A 20749-nucleotide genomic window follows, 5' to 3' on the forward strand; every position below is an offset into this window, starting at 1 on the left:
CATCAACCGAACTCGCCGACGCAATTGACGGTTGCAAAAGCGCTAGCCCCCGGCGATGCTGGCGGCCGATGCCCGCCAAGCCGGACCACGACAAGAGCAAACCTGAGGACGCGCCGCATTATCACGGCCATCGCGAGCGGCTGCGCGAGCGCTTCTACAATGCCGGCGCGGATGCGCTGAGCGATTACGAGCTCCTGGAGATGGCGCTGTTTCCGGCGCTGCCGCGGCGCGACACCAAGCCGCTCGCGAAGACGCTGATCAAGACCTTCGGCTCGTTCGCCGAGGTCGTGCACGCGCCGGTGGCGCGCTTGCGCGAGGTTGACGGCATCGGCGAAGCCGCGATCAACCAGCTCAAGCTGATTGCGGCCGCCGCGAGCCGCGTGACCAAGGGCGAGGTCAACAGCCGCAACGCGCTGTCGTCCTGGAACGAGGTGATCGATTATTGCCGCTCCAGCATGGCGTTTGCCGACAAGGAGCAGTTTCGCCTGCTGTTTCTCGACAAGCGCAACCAGCTCATCGCCGACGAGGTGCAGCAGACCGGCACCGTCGACCACACCCCGGTCTATCCGCGCGAAGTGATCAAGCGCGCGCTGGAATTATCAGCGACCGCCCTGATCCTCGTGCACAACCACCCCACTGCCTCCTATTCGATCACGCTGGATCACGCTTGATCCCTCTGAAACACCTATGAAAGTAGTAATTTTCTCACGTTGCGCACTGGGGTCGGCTATGGCAAATTGGGAGCGGTTAGAGGGATAGCGAACGGCCTTCCGCTCCCAGCAAACGATCCCCGTTTCTCCCCGACCGATCCCAGTTGCGGAACAGAAGAAATGCCAAGCCTGACTAATACCGCGATCCGACACGCGCTGAAGCGCGTCGAACTCAGCCGGAAACAAGAAAACCTCGCAGATGGTGAAGGCCGCGGCACCGGCCGACTTCTCCTCGTCCTCAAGCCGATGCCGAAGCGTGTGACCGCAGACTGGATGGCGCAGCAATGGCGCGACGGCAAACGCGCTAAAAAGAAGCTGGGCGCTTATCCGTCGACGTCCTTGGCTCAGGCGCGCGATATCTTCAAGCGCGACTACGCCGATGTGATCCAGAAAGGCCGCAGCATCAAGATCGCAACGGATGCTCGTCCCGGCACCGTCGCTGATCTGTTTGAGGGCTATGTTGCGTCGCTCAAGGCCGCCGGCAAACCATCCTGGAAGGAGACAGAGAAGGGCCTCAACAAGATCGCTGGAACGCTCGGGCGCAACCGGCTGGCTCGTGAGATCGAGTCTGAAGAGATCGTCGAACTTATCCGGCCGATCTACGAGCGTGGCGCCCGCTCGATGGCCGATCACGTGCGATGTTACATCCGCGCGGCCTATAGTTGGGGGATGAAATCCGACAACGATTATCGGAATACATCCCCGCGCCGCTTCCGTATCCCATTCAATCCGGCCTCGGAAATTCCGACCGAACCTAAGGTCCAGGGCACGCGCTGGCTCGATGAAGAAGAGTTCGTGCAACTCTATCGCTGGCTGGAATGCCCCGATACGCCGGTTCATCCCTCCTATCCTCGCGCCGTGCAGCTGATCATGCTGACTGGTCAACGCGTCGAGGAAATCGCGCGCCTGCATGTCGATCAATGGGATGCGCCGGAGAAGATCATCGATTGGTCCAAAACCAAAAACCTTCAGCCCCACGCTGTTCCAGTGCCATCGACCGCCGCCGAATTGATTGAGTCGATCAAGCCAAATAAGTACGGCTGGTTCTTTCCCTCAGCGAAGGACCCATCCAAGCCCGTAAGCCACGGTACGCTCTATAGCTTCGTTTGGCGTCAGCGGGACCGCGGCGTGATCCCCTACGCAACAAATCGGGACCTTCGGCGAACCTTCAAGACCCTGGCCGGCAAGGCCGGCGTGTCCAAAGAAATTCGAGATCGTCTGCAAAATCATGCGCTCCAGGACGTCAGTTCCAAGAACTATGATCGCTGGCATTACATGCCCGAGAAGCGCGCGGGAATGGCAAAGTGGGACAAGTTCGTGCGCGCCATGCTGGCGAAGAAGCGCTTGAAGGTGGCCGCGTGAGCAAGCGACCTTCCAAATCCCTCTCGGCCCGAAAAGGGGCCAAGCCAACGACCGAAATTGACGCCCAAAGCTATTCGGCGTTCGTCAGCGACGTTAAACGGAAGATCGCGGAGGCGCGGCATCGTGCCGCTCTCTCGGTGAACCGTGAGCTGATCCTGCTTTATTGGAACATCGGACGCGATATCCTCGCGCGACAGGACCGGGAGGGATGGGGCGCCAAGGTCATCGATCGTCTAGCCGACGACCTGGGCCGAGCCTTCCCTGAGATGACCGGGCTCTCGGCCCGAAACCTGAAGTATATGCGCGCCTTCGCGGAGGCGTGGCCGGATGGCGGATTTGTGCAACAGGTTGTTGCACTTTTGCCTTGGGGCCATAACGTCCGCCTGCTGGATGCAGTCAAGGCGCCCGAGGAGCGCGCTTGGTACGCCCACCAAGCGATTGAACACGGATGGAGCCGCAACGTCCTCATTCATCAGATCGATAGCAACCTGTTCGCGCGCCAGGGCAGCGCGCTCACAAATTTCTCGCGGACCCTGCCAGCCGAGCAATCGGAGCTCGCCCAGCAGGTCCTGAAAGACCCCTACACTTTCGACTTTCTCTCGCTCGGCCCCGAGATGCTCGAGCGTGACCTCGAACGTGGGCTGATCGAGCACCTCCGGTCGCTCATCCTCGAACTTGGTAAGGGCTTTGCCTTCGTCGGCAGCCAGTATCATCTCGAGGTCGCCGGCCAGGACTACTATCTTGATCTGCTCTTTTATCACCTTCGATTGCGCTGCTTCGTGGTAATCGAACTGAAGATCGAAGACTTCAAGCCCGAATTCGCAGGGAAGATGAACTTTTACCTCTCGGCAGTTGACGATCAACTCCGGCACCGCGACGATCAGGCGACGATCGGCATCATCCTCTGTAAGGGCCGTAACGAGGTGATCGTCGAATATGCTCTACGCGACGCGAGCAAGCCGATGGGTGTAGCGCAATATCAGCTCTCACCTGCACTGCCGCCCCAGCTTCAGCAAGACCTGCCGACTGTGGAGGAGTTCGCTCGTGAGTTTCCGCTCATGTCTCTCGTCAAAATGCGCATGGAGATCGAGAGAGCCCTGCACGACTTTATGGACGAGCACGGCTTTGCTCCGACTCGACCGACTGGCCTCAGCAACATGCTGCGCGAACTGCATCGTCGCAGCCTCGCCCCCGCCAGCACCGCGCAGCTTCTGGACTCACTGAGAGTCATGAACGAGGCCGCGCACGGTATGGACGTCGACCCGACGACCGCGGAGCAAGCTGTCGATGTCGGCACAGTTTTTCTAAACGAACTTCAAAACCTGCGTGGAAATGGCCCCGTTAACGGGGAAACATCATGATCGAGGACGTGTTTTTTCGCCGTTACCCTCAGCAGATCTATTGGGGCGATCGGCCGACCGCTGAGATTCACCAACTTTTCGTTCAGGTTGCACACATCATCTTCGGCGACCTTGTTGAGCCTTTGCAGCTCAACGATGACTTCTTCAAGCGCGCGCACGACGCGCTGGTACGCGAAACAGGACGCGGGCGTCTCTACGACGCGCCGTCCTGGGACGCCGCTTGCGGGGAATTCCTGACCGAGGTGTATGACCTATGGAAGGATCGTCATGGGACCGCAGACACCTTTCTGAAAAGGCGTCTCAGCTTGGTCGAGCTGCTCTTCCGTTTGGCGGAAGAGCGTGCTCGCGAACTCAGCCGAGCTGCCCCAGACGCGATCACCAAGGTCGCACGCGCCGTGGATGAGCTGAACAGTCGCTTCCGGCAGGCCCGGATTGGGATGCACTATCACAACGGGATCCTGCAGTTTGCGCGAGACGAGCTGACCGAGACGCGCATCGCGGAGCCCTGCTGGGCGTTACTGCGAGATGCAAAATGGGCAAACGTCGATCGCGAACTCAAGGAAGCAATCGAGCACGCCGACGGACAGCGCCAAGATGCAGTCTTTCATGCGGCAAAGGCGCTCGAGAGCACCATCAAGATCATATCCGACGACAAGGGCTGGTCGACGGGCCGCGAGCGTGGCGCCGCCAATTACATTGACAACCTTGTTAGCCATCAGAACGGACGGTTCCTTGTCCCATGGGAGGGAGACACGTTGAAGGCCTACTTCATTCACGTTCGGAACCCGCATGGCCATGGCGCGGGGAGTCAACCACCCCCCGCCTTGACTTCTCATCAAACCGATTGGGCCATTGAGACGGCGATGGCGTGGATCAAGAACCTAATCCGCCGCACCTGATTAAATCGTTGCAGTGACATCGGTGTGATTAGCGATGATCGTACAACTGCGTTAGCGGCATCGCGTTTCCAGTGATGACCGAGCGCTATGGCCGCAGCCTCCGCGAAATGAGCTGAATCGAGGCCGCAGGCGTTCGACGCTGCGTGAGCGGACCGCTTGACAATTGCGCCGCTGGCCTCGGCTGTCTTGACCGGACGGGATCGGTTCTTGAGCGAATAGCCTTCGCGCAGCCTCGCGCGGGACGCCCACGGGCACCTTAGCTTGGCTCCGGTTGATAAGGGTCGAAGCTCAGGAAAAGGCTTGCCGAGCTGTGCGGCAAGCCGGACTTCACGCCCGACGACGTGATGGCCCTCGATTGCACTCCGGCACTGTTCTTTCTCAGGCTGCCACTTAGCCGGCAGGATTGGAGAGACCTCAGCGCATGGACGGCGGCAGGAGGCCTTTCGCTGGATCGGCCCCGGACGAAGGCAGGCGTTCGAACATAGTCTCCGGCCCTTCCTGACGATCATTCTTCAGGGATCAAGCTGGTAATCAAGTCGATCGCCTATGACTTGTTGTCCTTGTGGATGGAGGGAGTGGAAATGGAAGGCAAAGTTACCATCGATGTGTTCGGCTTCTTGACCCGCGATCCGAACGCCGAGGTCAAGCGCGTTCATCCCGAGGCAATGCCGATCATTCTGACGAGGGAAGAGGACGCGACATCTGGATGCGGGTACCGTGGGACTAGGCGAAGGCGTTGCGGCGTCGCCTAAGATCGTCGCGACCGGCGAGAAGGAAGATCCCGATCCGGAGGCTTGAAGCGGAACGATTTACGACGTCGCTTCCTGGATCTGGACCGACGGCTGGCGAGAAGCGGAGTTTCCAAAGATTAGCCGCAGATAGGACACGGCATAGATCAAAGCTCCAATGCCGAAAAGCAACCACAATGTGGGCTGCCAAACCGGCACGTAGGTGAGATTTCCGTCGTAACGATAGGCCGTCTTGAAAACGTCGGGGAGGCCATTCGCCGGCCAGAAATGTGCCAATACCCCGACCTCCTCCTTGCAGTTTTGAGGACAGCTAAAGTTGCCGTCGACCGCAAAGTAGAGATTTCCGTGCAAAAATGTTCCCTCGAGGATAGCCAAACCGAGAAGGGGCAGAGCGACGAACAGGATCAACGACCAGATCGCGACAGTGCGGGCCTTATCCGATATCAGTCGAAGATCGGATTTGGTGACCACCTTATCGAACCAGGCCCCGTCCGTATGTCGCCTCGCAAAAGCCTTCGCCCACCACAGCGACCAGACACAAAGCGTGGCGACGACGGGAACACCCAGAAGGGCAACAGCATGAGCATTGAGCGAAGACCAGTCTAGTCCGAGGATTTCGAGAATCTTGTCCGCTCCGGACTTCGCGCCGCGCGTCAGAAGAAATAGCGCAACTGTGCCCGAAAGCGTCAGCCGCGACGCCTTGCCCCACTGTTCGCGGAGCATGTCGTCTGGGCTTTTTTTATCGGCCATGTATTTGCGCCCTTCTTGCTACAAACTCAGACGTTTGCCGAGCTTCCTTATTTCATTGTTCGGGCCTGGCCCGTGCACAATATCGTGTCCTGCATTGTCGAGGGTTTTCCTAATTTCGTTGTTCGGTCCGGGCCCATGCTCAAGATCGTGGAGCGCATTCGTAAAGGCCTTGACGATCTCATTGTTTTTACCGAACTCCGCGCCTCCAAACAGAACTTTCATATCCGGATCGACCGATGGGCACGCTGAGGCTGCGCGTGCTGCTGCCTTGACGCTGTCAGTCAGTGCGCGACGTTGAGCGATGATTTCCGGCGTCAGCTCGGCTGTAGCGGAATTGAATAGCGATCACGCGGCCGGTGAGCAGCAAGACATATTGGCGCTGCTAAAACGAAATGCCTTCAACCGCCGCCAGCTAGACGCACTTGCAAGGTGCGGTGCGCGGAGTTGCGGCGGCTCCGATGATTGCATGGAGGTCTGCCCTTTTGGCCGTGAGCGCCGGAAGCTGGCCCACGGCCGTTCAATTGCTAAATTGCTTGCCAACCAAACCGACCTATTCGAGGTTCGTGTCAGCCGCGCGAGCTGGAGCTGCGGCTTGAATGATCTCGACCCGGTCACGATTGGGGCCGTTATCAACCTGAACCGACGGGCGTTAGACAAGATCCAAGAATCGGTCGTAGCCGTCGGCACCATTAAGGTATTTGCCGCTCCCGCAAGAGACGAAGAAGCCGAAGACGTTTGGCGGTGGGAAATCCACGAAATTGTTGCGAGCAGCTCACAGAAGCTGCTTGAACAAGCGCTATTATCCAGCCGTCCCGACCCTAGCGTCGATTCTTATGTTTGTATCAGACCGATTGACGATCTTAGCTCGGCAATCGAACGGGTACTGAGGCAAGACCTGGTGGAATGGAAGCACCCAAGAGACTCTGCCGATCTCGCGCGACCGTCCAAGAGGTGGCGTAAGAGGCACTATAGATGGACGCTCCGACTGAATGCGAACGACCGACTGATCAGGTATGGATGCGACCGATACTTCAATCCCTGAAGAAACAGCCACGAGCCGCACCGGGAGGGAGAAAGCCGCGCAGACTCCCGGCCCAGCTGGTTCGTTGGCAATTCGGCAACCATCCGGATTACTGTCGATGCAAAGCCTGCCACGGCTAAAGATGCAGCCCCGTCGTGCAATGCCCAGGGCTGCGCGCACATCTAAAGCGTTTGCGTGCACATCTCATAGCGGATTTTGCATGCCAGTGATGGTCAGGCGGCATTTAAAGCTGCGTGCACATCAAAACCGTCTACGTGCACATCTCATAGCGTATTCTGAAGATCACTGTGCGACCAAAAATTCAGTCCGGGCCTGGCAATTCACTGACGCTGCGGGGAAGGATCAAAACGTCGTCTTGGTCGGCCCTATTCCATCTAATCGTCTTGCAGGCGTAGTCAGCGATACCAGAAGCGTCATAAATAGGCTTCGCATGAATGCGACTGATGCCATTTCGAGCATACGCCTGCTGCTTTTCCTGAAGGTGGCCAATTACGCACCCATGGAAACGCGAATACCGCGGAATCATCATCGGTCCATTGTAGTGGAGGCCCCCAGCATTGATTGAGACTTCTCGTATTGATGCCTTCTCCCGCTTTGGAACGGGCTTGTCCGGAAAGAGAAGCAACCGCGGTATATGCCGTTGAGAACCTTCGGCTCGCGGGGTCCTGTCAAAGCGCGTACTAAAGCGCCCATAGAATTTTTCGATTGCTCTACGCATCTGGCCCAATACGGCCTCCTCCGATCCAGGAAGCCGTTCGAACATGAAATTGATATAGAAAGGACTCCACCAGTCAGTACTAGCGTGATCCTCGATCCACTGCCTGCAGCCAGGTGTCCATACCGAGCTTGCGATTGTGTATCCATTTCTACTGCTATACATTAGTAGCTCCTTTTTATGATCTCTATCTGAGTACTCTCTAGAAAGACTCTCATGTTGAATTGATCAGACCTTCTCCATGTCTCCTAGGAAGGGTTATTCCTTACTGTTTCTATCAGATACACAGTCACCATCTGGACAGCCTCCTGCATATCGGATCCTAAAATCAGATTGTTGCGAACCAGATGGAGCAGGCACCTCGCCCTCGGCTGCACGTAGCTCTCCTGATGGGTTCTGCGATCTGCTCACGAAATTAGTGTTCTTGGACGATCCGGAATGCAGCGTTTTGAACCAAAAATGCGCGCTTTATCTCCGGGATTGCTGAGCGTCACGGTGGCCTTTCGAAAGCACCCAAGAGCACGTTAGTCTGCCTGAGCTGCCACTGAGTATTTCCGCCAGAAGGAGTTAGAGACCGGCCCGAAGAAGGACGGACAGATGAAGCGAGCAAGGTTCACGGATGAGATGGGGTATTCGGTCCCGATCGTCTGACCTATTTATCGCGCGGCACGTTTTGGCTGACCAACTCCATCCGAAGGAAAAAGTCATGATCTACGTCGGCCTCGATGTTTCGCTGAATTCCGTTGCGGTATGAGCGGTGGACGAGACCGGAAAGCTTATCCGGGAGGGAACCACGTTGGCGGACGCGCCATCGATTGTGCAGTACCTCGAACCATGGGCTGGACAAGTTGAACGGGTGGGCCTTGAGGCCGGACCGATGTCAGAATGGCTGACCGCAAATCTAATCGAACTGGGGCTGCCGGCCGTCAGTTTGGAAGCCCGCCAGGTTAAGGCGGCACTTTCGGCCATGCCGGTGAAGACCGATCGGAATGACGCCCGTGTGGGAGATGTCCCGATCGCTGTTGAACTACGTCGGGCCGATGTTGCCGGAACGAATGATTACGCGGCCCTCGTGACATGGGCATGCGCCCCACAGCAAACCGGCGGAGCGGACCCGACGCGAGCGGCGACGCGGGCGCCGAGCCCGCCCCTAGCATCACCGCATCTGGAGCATTCGGTGATGCTGCCCAGAACCGAGCAAGGGTCGTGCCGAATCGAGAATTGGACGTTCTGCAGGCGCTTCGCAGCGGGCTACACGATCAAGTTGTCCGCCGTGGTATGAAAACCGATATCGACGCGGTACTGTCCGTCCCTGCCCGGTCCAGCCGAACATCGGACCAATGCAGGACCACGCTCGCGTTGTCTGATCCCGGGACACCGATTTGTCCGGGCGGTTTGCGACAAAAGGCGCCTCCGCCATTAAATGGCACACCTCGACAGTCAGCCGAGTATCACGCGCGCTGAATCTCGATGGAAGTGCTCGCCCTTACGGGGGAGAAATGTGGCCGAACTCGACCGTAATTATCCGGGGGCTACGGAAATGAATGAGGCCGCGAGACGATGAATCCCGCGGCCTCGCCACCGGAATATAGCGAAAATACAGTTTAAGTATCAAATTCCCCGCCGGTGTTCCTCCAGTAGAAGGCCGTGTTCCGAAAACTGGCAATCCGGGCATCTACGGAAAAAAGCGCCGAAGCGTGGACTTGCGGGCATGATTGTAGCGCTCAATCATGGGCGAGCCTGGCAAAGCGTCCATGCGGGCAGCGCAGTACCGGTTTTGATCACCATGCGCTCGCAGGAGCCTACCGCGGAATCCACGCGACAAGGAGGTGCGCCCATGCGACAATCTCATCAAGCTGGCAGTGCGCCGAACGGCGATACCAGCGAAGTTGAAGCGATCGGCACGCCGTGTCCATGCCAGTGATCCAGGGATAAAGAGCCAAATTAACAGTTACATCTTTCTTCCTCCGGCCAACACGACCGTCTACGAGCTAGCTCGTCGCCGTCCTCTGAGGCTCACCGCCTCATCGGAGCCAGCGTGGTCGCGCTGAACGCCGCCGAGGGGACTCCATCGATCATAAGCTTCAGGTAGATGCGATAATTCGGTAGCTGCAATAGATCGATCTCATCAAATCGTCACTGAAACTCTCGAGCAAGATATGGCGGATCCTCCGAGCCAACTCTGAACGAAATAATCGTTCCCGCATTTCCCAGCACCGCATGGCGCACGTCTGGTTCAAGCTGATAAAGGTACTGGTGGGCGACTGTAAAGCCGACCCGATACTTGCGAAGCTCTGATAACATATTCGCCATGGCGAGCGTCGTAAAGTTTTGAAATTCGTCAACGTAGACAAAGAAGGAGCGCCGTTCATACTCGGGTAGGTCGGCGCGACTGAACGCAGCAAGCCCGAGTGTCGTGACCAGCAATCCGCCCAGGAGCGACGTGCTGTCCTCACCGATTTGTGCTTTGGCCAGATTCACCAGTAGTACTTTGCGCTCATCCATGATTTGCCGCACGTGGAGATCATGCTGGGGAACAGTTAGAAGTCTGTTGAGTATCGGATCTGAAAGAAAGGCGCCTACCTTATTCTGGATCGGCGCTGTGCTGTCGGCACGGTAGCCAAACGAAGATCGCGCAAACTCTTCTATGAAGAACGTCCGGACCGTCTCATTCTTCAGGTGTCGCGCAACATCAGCGCGGAACTGCCGGTCCGAGAGGGTGCGCAGCACGTCGTGCATCGTGGCGTGCGGTTGCTCGAGCAGCGCCATCAACACATTTCGCAAAATGTGCTCCATGCGAACCATGCATCCGGCCACATTTTTTTGAACACTTCGATGAAGCCAGAAGCGGCGAGCGCGATCCGATTCTCGGACATGCCGCAGGGGATTGTACCCATATGGCTGCAAGGGATCGCACGCGTTCAAGTAGATTACGTCTGATGCGCGCCTCGTCGAAACTTGAGCTGCGACGCGCTCCACCAAGTCGCCGTGAGGGTCGGGGGTGGGCGGCGCCGGGGGCAATGCCGTCAACAACATGATCGCGGCCGGCTTGCAGGGTGTCGATTTCGTCGTCGCCAATACAGACGCACAGGCGCTCTCGATGTCGAAGGCCAAGAGCCTCATCCAGATGGGCACCCAGACGACTAAAGGACTCGGGGCCGGCTCGCAGCCTGACGTCGGGCGCGCCGCGGCCGAAGAGGCAATCGATGCCATCCGTGATCATTTGACCAGCGCACACATGGTGTTCGTTACCGCCGGCATGGGCGGCGGCACCGGCACCGGGGCAGCGCCTGTTATTGCCAAGACCGCGCGTGAGCTTGGCATTCTAACTATTGGTGTTGTCACAAAGCCATTCCAATTCGAAGGCCAACGCCGAATGCGCCTTGCCGAAGCCGGCATCGCGGATCTGCTGAAGACCGTGGACACTCTGGTGATCATTCCAAACCAAAACTTATTTCGGGTGACCAACGAGAAGACCACCTTCGGCGAAGCTTTCGCCATGGCTGACCAAGTGCCCCATTCGGGTGTGGCCTGCATCAGCGACCTTATAGTCAAGGAGGGCTTGATCAATCTCGATTTTGCCGACGTTCTCTCGATTATGCGCGAAAAGGGCAAGGCGATGATGGGCAGGGGCGAGGCTTCTGGCCCATCGCGTGTGCTCAAAGCCGCCGTAGCCGCGATTTCCAATCCACTGATCGAAGACCCCTCGATCAAGCGAGCCAGTGGCCTCATCATCTCTATCACTGGCGGCAAGGACCTGACGCTGTTCGAAATCGACCAGGCCGCTAGCCGCATTCGCGAAGAGGCCGACCAGGATGCCAATATTATCATTGGCGCCGCTTTTGATGAGCAGTTGGAAGGTACGGTGCGCGTCTCGGTGGTGGGGACCGGCATTGATAATCTCGGCCAGGCAGAACCAGCGGAAAGCGCAGAAAGCTCCCTTTCGGAGCTCGCCGGCCGGATGCGCAACGATAGCCCTCAGTACTGCTCAAGACGAGCTGCAGCGTATCAAACGATTTGTGAAGTCCGAGGACATCGTCGGCATTTGTCCCTTCAATCGGCGCTTGCTCAAACAACTCGACTACATATCCGCTCGCCGCGTTCGGATCTGGCAAGGCGGTGACAGCGTCAGCGGCCGAAAAAGTTCTCTTCAAAGTTGGCGGCGCAATTTCCAATTTCTCGATTGCACCCAACTCTGAACGCTCACGGTTTACTAGCAAACACGGTTCACGCCCCGAAGCCGGACGACGCCATTCAGCACGCTCGGTCGCGCTTTGCATGCGCGCACGGAGACGATGGAGATGAACCCGAGGCATACGGAAATACAGCTCACCGGGTGAACCCGCGCCCACGCAAGGAAACAAATCGGAGGTAAGCAGCGCTCGGTTGGGGCGATACGACTTGGCGACGGCCTCCACACGCAATTTCACGCGGACGTAAACCAGAGGACCAGTAGCAGATGTTGCGAGCTGCTTGTCTATCCGGTCGAAGGACGCCAGCATTGCAGCCTTGTGGGCAGCAAAGGCTGCGTCGTCACCAGCGAAGAAGTCCTTCTCCGGTCCAGCCCTGCCGGGCTCTGGGGCACGGAGAAATGCGTCGTCGTTAAGTACGATCTGAACCGGGTTGTTAGCCATGCGCAGTCTCGCCTTTCTATTGAACCTGCTCCGACCATTCTGCGGCTGCCCGCGAGATCTTGCTCTGACTACAGTTCAGCATCTGAGCCAGACTTTCTTGGCGGATACCTAACCCTGACGAATGTATTGCCGCGCCAATAAATGCGTTTTCGTCGTTCAATAGGTACTGAGCTGGGGTACCCTCCTCGTAACCCATCCCCAAACGCGGGAGGAGCGCCTTGACGGAAGCAAAGAGAGCCTGAGGAGTTGCAGCTTCACCGCGCATCACCAACCCTCTCTTGAGCATGTCAGCGAATGTACGAAGGTCCGAGCCGGAACGAGCGCCAACTACAAACGCGAGTGCCTTAGTCACATCTGCTTCCAACGAAAGCGGCAGCAAGAACGCATTCAACATAGCCAAGCGAGTTTCCAGATCAGGAAGCTCTACCCGTATGTGGTTTTCAAATCTCCTCCAAACTGCCGTATCGAGCAGCCCCTGATGGTTGGTGATTGCAATAGTGAGACCGACGCCGCTTCTCGCATCGAGATTTTGCAGCAAGGTATTCACTACTCTCTTTATCTCACCCAGCTCATGCGGATCGTCCCGCATCTTGGCTAGCGCATCAAACTCGTCGAGAAGCAGCACGCATCGGTATCGATTGGCAAAGTCGAAAAGATTAGCGATGTTGCGCGCGGTTGTGCCGAGGAACGAACTGACGAGCCCGTCGATGCGAGCATTAATAACCGGCAAGTCGAGCTTGCTGGCCAACGTTCGAGCTGTAAGCGTTTTTCCGGTGCCCGGCGGGCCATATAGCAAACAGGAGCGCGATGGCTCGACGCCCATGGCCCTTAGCTCGTCGACCTTCCCCCACTCATTGACAAGTGCAGTCAGGGCCAATTGCAGAGTTTCGTTATGTATCGGCGACGGTAGTCCGGCCGCTGGGTGGAGCAACACTTCCGCAAGAGGAACACTCGTTTCACGGTCGACGGGAGGATGGACGTTTGCAGTCAGCTCCTCCCCCTTCACCAGCGCGCGCGAAACCTGCACGACACTGGGGGCCATCGCGCCTTCTGATTGCTTGGCGGTCAGAAGGCGATCCAGTGTGTCTGCGCACTGCTTGTCGGCAGCCTTCATCAAGCGGTCTCTCAGTCGCTCGACCTGCTTTCTGACGCGCTCGTCTCCGGTATCAAGCCCCACCCGGCAAAGGCTTTGGATGACCGAAAAATGCTCCATTTCGTCCTCTTATGCATCTTCTTGCGCGTAAGATGCTTGATTTGCCCACCCTATGCAATGCTTTGGTTAATTATGCGTTGAATTAGTGTGGTGCTATAGCACCACGGCGGTGACGTTAGGGTGCGTCGGGGGGTTTCCTTGTTGCTCAGACGGGCCTGGCCGGAAATGCACGGCGTGCTGCTCGTGCCGAAGGCTATCGTTTGGCAAACCTCCACCTCAAGGCAAATGTCAAAGCGGTGCAGAGGATGGCAGATGAGCTGCTGGCGCGCAGACATCCGAGCGGCCCTGCAATCATCCGCATCGAAGGCGATGAGTTGGTGGCGCTGCTGCCGTGCGCACATAGTGGCTAATCAGCAACGCCGCCTCCTCATTCGCCTTTCCGCGCCACCGCTGAGCGCGAAGACGAACACGCAGCGCATAGACCAGCCCGTTAGCCCAACCGGGCCTTAGCGGCATCAACGATGTAGAGTAAATGGCTAGCCAAGAGGACTTGGCGTTGAGCCTCACGCAAATTATCTATCACAACACTTCTGTGAGAATGCGGGTTCTTATACGCACCGATACTCCCCGCAAACAGATGTGCAAAACTCTCGCGCTCCGCCTTCGGTAAACTTTGATCGCTTAGCTTTCCATTTTTCTCGTTGAATGCCGTGCGCATTAAATCCGTGCCAATATCGTCAAGCGTTAATCCAGCTGCCTCCCGGACATAGATTTCAACATCCGTGAACGCGTCTCTTACGGCGGCAACATGGTCTCCTCGCTGTAGAGCGGCATATGCTTTTTCTTCGATACGCGGGTGGAGCAGGTTTTTGGGGAAAGTGCGGAGCGCACGAATTAGTTCATACCCGTCGGGTCCGTCCAGCGCTGCTTCGCCGATGGTACTCAGAACCATCCAACCGTATTGCCCATTCGTGCCGGGTGCGGGATGTATCATGCCCTCGCGGCCCAACAATGCGATTGTCTCGCCGACCAAGCTTTCGACCTGCTGGTTCTTAGGATGCGGATAGATAGGGCCGCGTTCAGATGTCATCCCGGAACCAAACGTCATCGTCAGGATGCTCGAAGGGACAAACATACCGTTCTGCCGCGCGTTTGCTGCAATCCGTAGCAAGATCGGCGCGAATGCATCAGGTGTGAGCGCAAGCAGCTCATCAGCATTCGGAAATCTCTCGTGAAGCTCGCCCATTTCGTTCACCGCCTATTGCTTTGGATATTGTCCGGCGTTGTACAATCTGAGCGCCTCAGCCTTCATCGCTTGATAGCAAGCCGTCGCGACGGTCTTCACAATCGGATCGGTGGCGGCTTTGTTGTCGGACTGCATGTCGGCTATCTTGATCCTATCCGCCAACCCGTTAGGGTAACATCGGCAATATCCCGAAAATAGAGAGTTTGGGACCACTTTTCTCTCATCCGCGCTATCTTTATCTCGAACGCAACCATTGATCGCCCCGTTGACGAAGTCTTCGCGGGCCGAGCCAGCTAAGTATTGAGCGACGCTATTTGGCGCCCCGCATAGGGACAATCCGACTGCTACTGGGATGACAGTTGAAAAGCTCTTCATCGGGAAAGATCTCATTTGGTCGGAAAACTGGATCATAGCTCTTTTTCCATTAAGGCGATACGTCACTCATTGACAACTAGCGGTTTTGCCAGATGATTAAGGCCGGGTGGAGGGATCAGACGATGAGAGTGCGCATCGCGGCCGTCATTTTTCTACTTCAATCGCACTCAGTTTGGGCGTCGGACTGCGCCGAACTCAATCGTCAAGCCGAGCCCAACAAGGCCGCGCTGCAAGCGGCAACGCAAGAATTTAAGAATGACTTGACCGCCAGTCTGCGTGCCGCGCTCGGCAGCAATAATCCGCCTATGGCCGCTATCGCGCAGGATTGCTTGGGCGTCCTGCACTCGATCTACTTTTCTCTTTTCATAAGCCGCGCGGATTGCATTGTAGCGTCAAAAGGGATGGTCTACTTTTTCTGTCATGCCGGTATGGGGATTTCGCACTTTGTCGCTGTCATCGCTTGGCCTTCGTTTTGGCTGAACTGATCGTCGTGGTTAGGTCGATTGGCATTGCAGCCCTAAGTCACGATGGATCTGACGATTGGCTGAAAATCAGGTATCGGCCCTTGTCCGCCTCAGCGAATGAAGTTCGGCTCCGACCTCCCCTTTCAGTAGAAGCGCGATTTTGCGCAACCCAAACCAAAGCAACCACACACGCTGAGGTGACCCATGGTGAACCGTCATCCCGTCTCCGCAGGAAATGCCGCTTGGCGGCTTGCAATGCGAAACAATCAGCTCGCGCCGGGGAGGACAAATCGCATTCGATGCACGGCAACAAAGCGGGACGGCACGCCGTGCGGCATGCTGGCGATGGCGTGGTACGGGCTCTGGGTCTGCGGCGCCCACGGCGGCTATGCGGCGGTCGCGCGGATGAAACGGCGCCGGGCTGTTGATGTCCTACGGCCTAAGCTCACCTAAACAAACATAGTCCGATATACAGCTCTATAGGAGCGCACGCGGGACGCGCAGCGCTAAATCGGGCGGCAAGCCGGGGGGCGCCCGAAGCTCGGCCTCGACCACGTTGAGCGCGAGCGGAACGACGGCGTTCGGACGCTTCGGCGTGCGGCGCAGGACGAACGTATCGCCCGACTCGAACACGGTGGTGAAGACGAGGCCCTGAAGTTCATAGAAGTTCTGCGTGAGCGTGATGTCGCAGAGCTTGGACTGCGCCCAAAGGTCGAACAGCGTCTCGGACTTGCGCTCCCACAACTCGGCGGCTTCCGGCGACATGCCGAGCAGCTTCGGGTTCAGCTTCGCACGCACGCGCAGGCCGGAGCCAACGACGTTGCTCTTCGAGGTCTGCTTCGCACCGGCAGCGATGGGGTTGTTGCGGCCGAGATCGCGCGAGCGGCTGCGCAGCGCGGGGAGATCGCCCAGGGAGTCGGAGTCGGCCGAGCCGGGATGGGTCTTCCACGCCTTCAGCGCGGCGGGGTTCGATTTCGCACCCGCGTATTGGCCCATGTAGTTGAGCGAGAGGCGCGCATGGTAGCGGCGCGTCGCGAAGTTGGGAGCGACGCCCGCCAGAAAGCGGTCCATCAGGGTCGGGGCAACGGGCTTAATCACAGCGGGATCACCCGCTGAATACGGAGGCCGCCGCGCTTCTCACGCGCCGCCTGCTTTTCGAGGCGCTGCGCCCGCTGATAGAGTTGGCGCAGATCGGCGCACCAAAGCTCACGATCCTTGATCGTGTAGCGCTGACCACTCTGCTCGACCTGGGAGATCGAGGTTAAGGTCTCTTGAAGCTGCTCTTCGACGGTCTTTGCCATGACCCGAAACTACGGGACATGGCTCGCTCGAAAGAGATCGTTCCGATCTCCCTTAGCGCGACCTCAACTCGTGCGAAGTTCCGCTTGCGGGTTGAGCGGAAATGTTTTGCTTATCCACAGCTTGCCCCTTTGACCCATTGCGGAAATTCCGTCAGGTCGAGCGGGGCCGAAGCGCCACAATTCGGTCGCGTTCCGCGCTGATATCAGCATCTTTACAGTGCTCTACCTATACCCAAAAATGGATACTCAAGATGAACATTCTAAACTGGATTGAGCGCCTGTGCGCGGCATCAAACCCCCGCGCCGAAATCAGGACATGGCCCGATGGCATCGCAACCAAGGTGCTGGCAGATGCTTCAACTAGTGCCATCACACCGCGCGGCGACCTAGAACTGTTGCTCAGGGATAGACAGATCGAGGATAGAGCCCGCCTGCCACGTCCTTGAGACAGGCGAATATCGGGGATGGAAAGTTACATCTCGGACAACTTTCTGTGCCGACGGCCGTTCGGCGTATCGTTGAAGATCACGACATCGTCGGGCGGCACTCCACCGGCGAGATAAATACGCAAAAGCATTTCGATAGTGCCGGAAACGGCCGATTTGCCCTTCTCCATGTTGTAAACATGGTCGGTGCCGTGGTCTTCCGAGAGACCCAGGGCGCGCACAAGCTCTTGCGCAGTCAAAGCGCCGCCGCCGGGCTTCCACATCTGGCCGAGCTTCGTGCGAGCCGCGCGCACATCGTCCTTGGTCATCATGCTTTTCATCTAACCGCTCAAATCTTAACTTTCAACGCCACGACTGCGGACCCGACGCCGCCCAGGAACGGCCTGGGGAGCCGCAGGGGCCGGTTCTTCCCTCACGGCGGTCGTTTGCGGCGCTGCATTCAACGCATTAGCGGCTGCCATGCGCAGCGCCATCAAGCGACGCTCGATGTTGATGCCCAGCGAGAGCCGCGCCGCGATGTTGTAGACGCGCAGATCGAGCGGTTCGTTGCGCTGATGGACCTTGTGCCATTCCTTCGTGACGAATCCCTTCCTATCGGTCTTCAGCACGGCCTTTTCGACGGTCAAGCCCTCGAAGAACTTCTTGTCATAGATTTCGAGCAGCGGGTAATGGCAGTATCCGGGGCCGGGCTCCTTCACTTCGAGGCGCTTGTAGTGCATGTCCTTCGCCTGATCGACGCCCAGGACGAAGATCGTGACGTTCTTCGCCTTGTTGACGGCGCCCTTCACCGGCCAGATCGGGCGACCGGGTCCGCCGATGCCCTTAATCGCGTAGACGCGGCGAGCGATGCGCGGCCGAACGAAGTTGTAGACGTGCTGCGTGAAGTGGCCGCCAGAGTCGATGCAAGCCGCTTCCACGCGCATTTCGACGCCGGACGGATGTCTGAACGAGCGCAGCAAGGCGTTATCCACGACCTCCCAAAAGCCGGGAGAGTTGGGCGCGCCATAGTGAACCTTGTAGTCGAGCGACCATGATTCATCGTCCTGACCCCAACCGCACCACTCGATCTCGGTGCGGTCGTCTTGGATGTCCACCGAGCCCGTGATGCAGCCGGCGCCGCTCGGGAAGCTTGGGGTGCCGTTCCTTCTGCGCCTTCGAGCGCGATCCCTTCGGCGTCTTCAGTTCGATGCTGAGCAGAAAGCCGCCGGTGATATAAACGCGCACGTCGGGCTCGCCCGCCGTAAGGCCCGTTACCTTGGCTTCCATGCGCTCGCGTCGCGAACGCTTGGCTCGGTTCATATCTCCGGCACAGGTAATCGGAAGCCCGGCGTCTTCGAGCGCGTGAAGCCGAGCAATGACTTCAGCGTGATAGCGCCACTCGGGGATGGTATCGACGATGCGGGTTTCCATGCCCGCAACGTGACGCAGATCGGCGCATCAAGAGATACTGATCCGGCAACCGTCAGGATGTCACACCGGCGTGAAAGTGCGCACATCGCGGGAAGTCCGAGTCGGGCCAATGCACAGTTGCGGAAATCAGGCGTCCATCTCCGGAAGTCCTCCACGGTCGAGCAGTTCGACCCGTCGCTGTGTTGTCCCGTGGAACCGCAGCAAACCTACGGATGGGCGGCGGATGATCCGGGTTTAATCCGGCTTCTCGCCTGGGGCAAGGGGGGTGGTAAGGCTCCGAAATGCTTAGCTTTCCGGGGCGGTTCTAGCGTTAGACAACATCCAAGACGGGGATGGTGACGGTGGCGCGGACCGAGCGGACGCCAGCGATCACGGCATCGAGCCTCATGCTGATCTCGAAAGCACGGAAGCGCGCGTCGAGCAGGGCGAAGCTGACCGACTCGGCTTCCGGCTTCGCGCCTCGCGACACGGCTGCGTCGATCATCTGCTTGGTGGTCTTGTCGTCAATGTGCGACATGGATCGGCACTTCCTGCAAGAGCGAGTGTTGGTCGGGATGGATGGTCAGCCGTTCTTTCCGCTTACCCTTGAAGCGCACCGGCCGGATCGCGCAGCAAGGGGAAGCGCTCATGGATGCCGGTGACGATCTCGATCAGAGCCGTCACCGCCTGCGGCATGGTCAGGCCAAGCTTGTCGGCGATGGGCTGAAGCTCTGCGCGGACTTCCTCGGGGAGAACCTTGGCGCGGGGCACCGCGACAAAGTCCCATCCGAGAAAGCCGAGCACCGCTTCGAGAGACTCGAGCCGCGGCTTGTTCTTGCGCCGCCACGCCTTGATCGAAGCGCGGCGAACGCCAGAACCTTCCTCCGTCTCGTCATAGGTGACACGGAGCCGCGCCATCTCTGCGAAGACGAGCTTCACATGAGGGCCGACGCGGTCAGGCATCGTGACGGTGCGCCGGTTGGCGCGGTCGCGGGTCCTACTCATGCTTCGGACCCGATGCGAGGTCGGTCGCGATGTTCATCATCGCGATCACGCCGGTCAGATGTTCGTCATCTGCCTGGAACATGATGCGACGATTGCGATGGTCGGGATGGAGCGCGATGCTGCTCGCTCGGACGAATTGAGCATCGTCTTCATGAACATGCCGTTGATGCCGAACGCTGCGATGTCGCCGTTGATCGTCGCCTCGACAACGTCAACGCTGCCGCCGGTCTGGCTGCCGACCGCGATCACGAAGCCGTCTTCCGAACCGGCGCACTGCAAGCGATGGCCCAACTCTTTCGAAGCGAAGGTTTCGAGCAGGGCGACCGTGCTCGCGCACGATTCGCGGCTGACGACGATGCTCTCGGCAGCCGGGCTCGAAACGAGCGGCAGGTAGTTCGGATAAGTGCCGATCAAGAGCGAAGAGCAGAAGCGAGTCGTTTCGGTGTAGAAGAAGATCGAGTTGGCGTTGGCGACCACGTTCACAACGTCCGCGCTACGATAGAGGCGCAGCACGGCGTTGACGGTCTCGGCCGAGAGAATCACGCCGGGACGGTTGTCGTTCAGCGGCATGTCCTCCGCACCATCCGGCGCAGGGACTGTCGCCTTGAACAGGATCGTGCCGGTGGTGCCAACGGCAGCCAGATGCTTCCCGTCCTCGGCGACGTGAAGGAAGACGCCCTGCATCGGCGAGTTGAGCACGGTTGAAAGCGCCTGGGCGGTGTGGCCGAACAGACGGACGAGATCAGCGCCTTCGATGGTGAACTGCGCGCCGTCCATGGCGTAGTCGCGAGCAGGCCAGTCTTCGGCGGCGAGGGTCGGGAAGGTGGTCCGCGAACGGCCTGCCTTCGCGATCAGTTCGTACTTCGCCGTGTCCATGGTGAAGGTGACATCGACGCCCTTCGGCAGACGATCCACGACGGACTTCAGCTTCGACGCCTCGACCGTCGTCGCGCCATCGGTCTCGACTTCGCACGCGCCGGTCGCCTCGACCATCATCTCGAAGTCGGTCGTGGCAATGGAGATCGTGCCATCCTGCACGACGATGCGCGCATTGTTGGCGATGACGGCAGGCGAGTTCTTCGGTGCGCTGGATACGCCGCGCGTTACGATGTCAGCCAAGGCGTCACGATTGATCTTGAATTTCACGG

General features: G+C 58.4%; 21 protein-coding genes and 1 pseudogene. 8 read left to right on the plus strand and 14 right to left on the minus strand.

Features of this window, described 5'->3' with window-relative positions:
• Positions 1–68 precede the first annotated feature (68 nt).
• The 4 genes from GGD61_RS08150 (at position 69) to GGD61_RS08165 (ending at position 4332) form a co-directional block, all read left to right on the plus strand.
• The gene (locus GGD61_RS08150) at positions 69–671 is read left to right on the plus strand and encodes a RadC family protein (RefSeq protein ID WP_183230487.1); all 603 of its coding nucleotides are present in this window, start codon (positions 69–71) and stop codon (positions 669–671) included.
• 159 nt (positions 672–830) lie between these two features.
• Positions 831–2072 (plus strand): site-specific integrase, encoded by a 1242-nt coding sequence (locus GGD61_RS08155; RefSeq protein ID WP_183230488.1) that lies wholly within the window; start codon positions 831–833, stop codon positions 2070–2072.
• Positions 2015–3433: a PDDEXK nuclease domain-containing protein gene (locus GGD61_RS08160; RefSeq protein ID WP_183230489.1), complete on the plus strand. Its 1419-nt coding sequence runs from the start codon at positions 2015–2017 to the stop codon at positions 3431–3433. Before GGD61_RS08155 ends, GGD61_RS08160 begins: the two co-directional genes overlap by 58 nt.
• Complete coding sequence (locus GGD61_RS08165) at positions 3430–4332, plus strand: AbiJ-NTD4 domain-containing protein (protein ID WP_183230490.1); 903 nt, start codon at positions 3430–3432, stop codon at positions 4330–4332. The genes GGD61_RS08160 and GGD61_RS08165 overlap by 4 nt, the downstream gene beginning before the upstream one ends.
• A gap of 809 nt (positions 4333–5141) precedes the next feature.
• Here the strand turns inward: GGD61_RS08165 and GGD61_RS08170 are convergent.
• Both GGD61_RS08170 and GGD61_RS08175 read right to left on the minus strand, forming a co-directional pair.
• Positions 5142–5831: a hypothetical protein gene (locus tag GGD61_RS08170; RefSeq protein WP_183230491.1), complete on the minus strand. Its 690-nt coding sequence runs from the start codon at positions 5829–5831 to the stop codon at positions 5142–5144.
• An 18-nt stretch (positions 5832–5849) separates the two neighbouring features.
• Entirely contained in the window at positions 5850–6053 is a 204-nt protein-coding gene (locus tag GGD61_RS08175; protein ID WP_183230492.1) for a hypothetical protein, read from the minus strand.
• Positions 6054–6132: 79 nt separating this feature from the next.
• Here GGD61_RS08175 and GGD61_RS08180 point away from each other — a divergent pair, with 79 nt between their 5' ends.
• Complete coding sequence (locus GGD61_RS08180; RefSeq protein ID WP_183230493.1) at positions 6133–6873, plus strand: hypothetical protein; 741 nt, start codon at positions 6133–6135, stop codon at positions 6871–6873.
• Positions 6874–8441: 1568 nt separating this feature from the next.
• A pseudogene (locus GGD61_RS41610) lies at positions 8442–8588 on the plus strand (IS110 family transposase); the annotation flags it as partial.
• A gap of 1136 nt (positions 8589–9724) precedes the next feature.
• Here GGD61_RS41610 and GGD61_RS08185 read toward each other — a convergent pair.
• Positions 9725–10357 (minus strand): type IV secretory system conjugative DNA transfer family protein, encoded by a 633-nt coding sequence (locus GGD61_RS08185; RefSeq protein WP_183230494.1) that lies wholly within the window; start codon positions 10355–10357, stop codon positions 9725–9727.
• Positions 10358–10589: 232 nt separating this feature from the next.
• Here GGD61_RS08185 and ftsZ point away from each other — a divergent pair, with 232 nt between their 5' ends.
• On the plus strand, positions 10590–11711 hold the full coding sequence (ftsZ, locus tag GGD61_RS08190) for a cell division protein FtsZ (protein WP_409362453.1): 1122 nt from the start codon (positions 10590–10592) through the stop codon (positions 11709–11711).
• Between the two features lie 527 nt (positions 11712–12238).
• Here ftsZ and GGD61_RS08195 read toward each other — a convergent pair.
• From GGD61_RS08195 to GGD61_RS08205, 3 genes are all read right to left on the minus strand, one after another.
• Positions 12239–13435 (minus strand): AAA family ATPase, encoded by a 1197-nt coding sequence (locus GGD61_RS08195; protein ID WP_183230495.1) that lies wholly within the window; start codon positions 13433–13435, stop codon positions 12239–12241.
• Positions 13436–13865: 430 nt separating this feature from the next.
• The gene (locus GGD61_RS08200) at positions 13866–14621 is read right to left on the minus strand and encodes a TIGR02391 family protein (protein ID WP_183230496.1); all 756 of its coding nucleotides are present in this window, start codon (positions 14619–14621) and stop codon (positions 13866–13868) included.
• Positions 14622–14633: 12 nt separating this feature from the next.
• Positions 14634–15032, minus strand: coding sequence for a hypothetical protein (locus tag GGD61_RS08205; RefSeq protein ID WP_183230497.1), 399 nt, complete (start codon positions 15030–15032; stop codon positions 14634–14636).
• An 86-nt stretch (positions 15033–15118) separates the two neighbouring features.
• Here GGD61_RS08205 and GGD61_RS08210 point away from each other — a divergent pair, with 86 nt between their 5' ends.
• On the plus strand, positions 15119–15481 hold the full coding sequence (locus tag GGD61_RS08210) for a hypothetical protein (protein ID WP_183230498.1): 363 nt from the start codon (positions 15119–15121) through the stop codon (positions 15479–15481).
• Between the two features lie 456 nt (positions 15482–15937).
• Here GGD61_RS08210 and GGD61_RS08215 read toward each other — a convergent pair whose 3' ends face one another.
• The 8 genes from GGD61_RS08215 to GGD61_RS08250 form a co-directional block, all read right to left on the minus strand.
• A complete protein-coding gene (locus tag GGD61_RS08215) occupies positions 15938–16558 on the minus strand; it encodes a phage portal protein (protein WP_312012620.1) in 621 nt (206 codons plus the stop codon).
• Positions 16555–16761 carry a hypothetical protein gene (locus GGD61_RS08220; protein WP_183230499.1) on the minus strand — a complete coding sequence of 69 codons (207 nt, stop codon included), beginning with the start codon at positions 16759–16761 and terminating at the stop codon, positions 16555–16557. Before GGD61_RS08220 ends, GGD61_RS08215 begins: the two co-directional genes overlap by 4 nt.
• Before the next feature lie 472 nt (positions 16762–17233).
• Positions 17234–17518: a hypothetical protein gene (locus tag GGD61_RS08225; protein ID WP_183230500.1), complete on the minus strand. Its 285-nt coding sequence runs from the start codon at positions 17516–17518 to the stop codon at positions 17234–17236.
• A gap of 24 nt (positions 17519–17542) precedes the next feature.
• Positions 17543–18301, minus strand: coding sequence for a terminase gpA endonuclease subunit (locus tag GGD61_RS08230; protein ID WP_409362454.1), 759 nt, complete (start codon positions 18299–18301; stop codon positions 17543–17545).
• On the minus strand, positions 18243–18617 hold the full coding sequence (locus GGD61_RS08235; RefSeq protein ID WP_183230501.1) for a hypothetical protein: 375 nt from the start codon (positions 18615–18617) through the stop codon (positions 18243–18245). Before GGD61_RS08235 ends, GGD61_RS08230 begins: the two co-directional genes overlap by 59 nt.
• A 310-nt stretch (positions 18618–18927) precedes the next feature.
• Complete coding sequence (locus GGD61_RS08240; protein WP_183230502.1) at positions 18928–19134, minus strand: hypothetical protein; 207 nt, start codon at positions 19132–19134, stop codon at positions 18928–18930.
• 62 nt (positions 19135–19196) lie between these two features.
• On the minus strand, positions 19197–19601 hold the full coding sequence (locus GGD61_RS08245; protein ID WP_246785888.1) for a hypothetical protein: 405 nt from the start codon (positions 19599–19601) through the stop codon (positions 19197–19199).
• Between the two features lie 54 nt (positions 19602–19655).
• Positions 19656–20747: a DNA-directed DNA polymerase gene (locus GGD61_RS08250; protein ID WP_312012621.1), complete on the minus strand. Its 1092-nt coding sequence runs from the start codon at positions 20745–20747 to the stop codon at positions 19656–19658.
• Between the last annotated feature and the right edge of the window lie 2 nt (positions 20748–20749).

The sequence above is a fragment of the Bradyrhizobium sp. SBR1B genome (assembly GCF_014198205.1).
Lineage (GTDB): Bacteria > Pseudomonadota > Alphaproteobacteria > Rhizobiales > Xanthobacteraceae > Bradyrhizobium.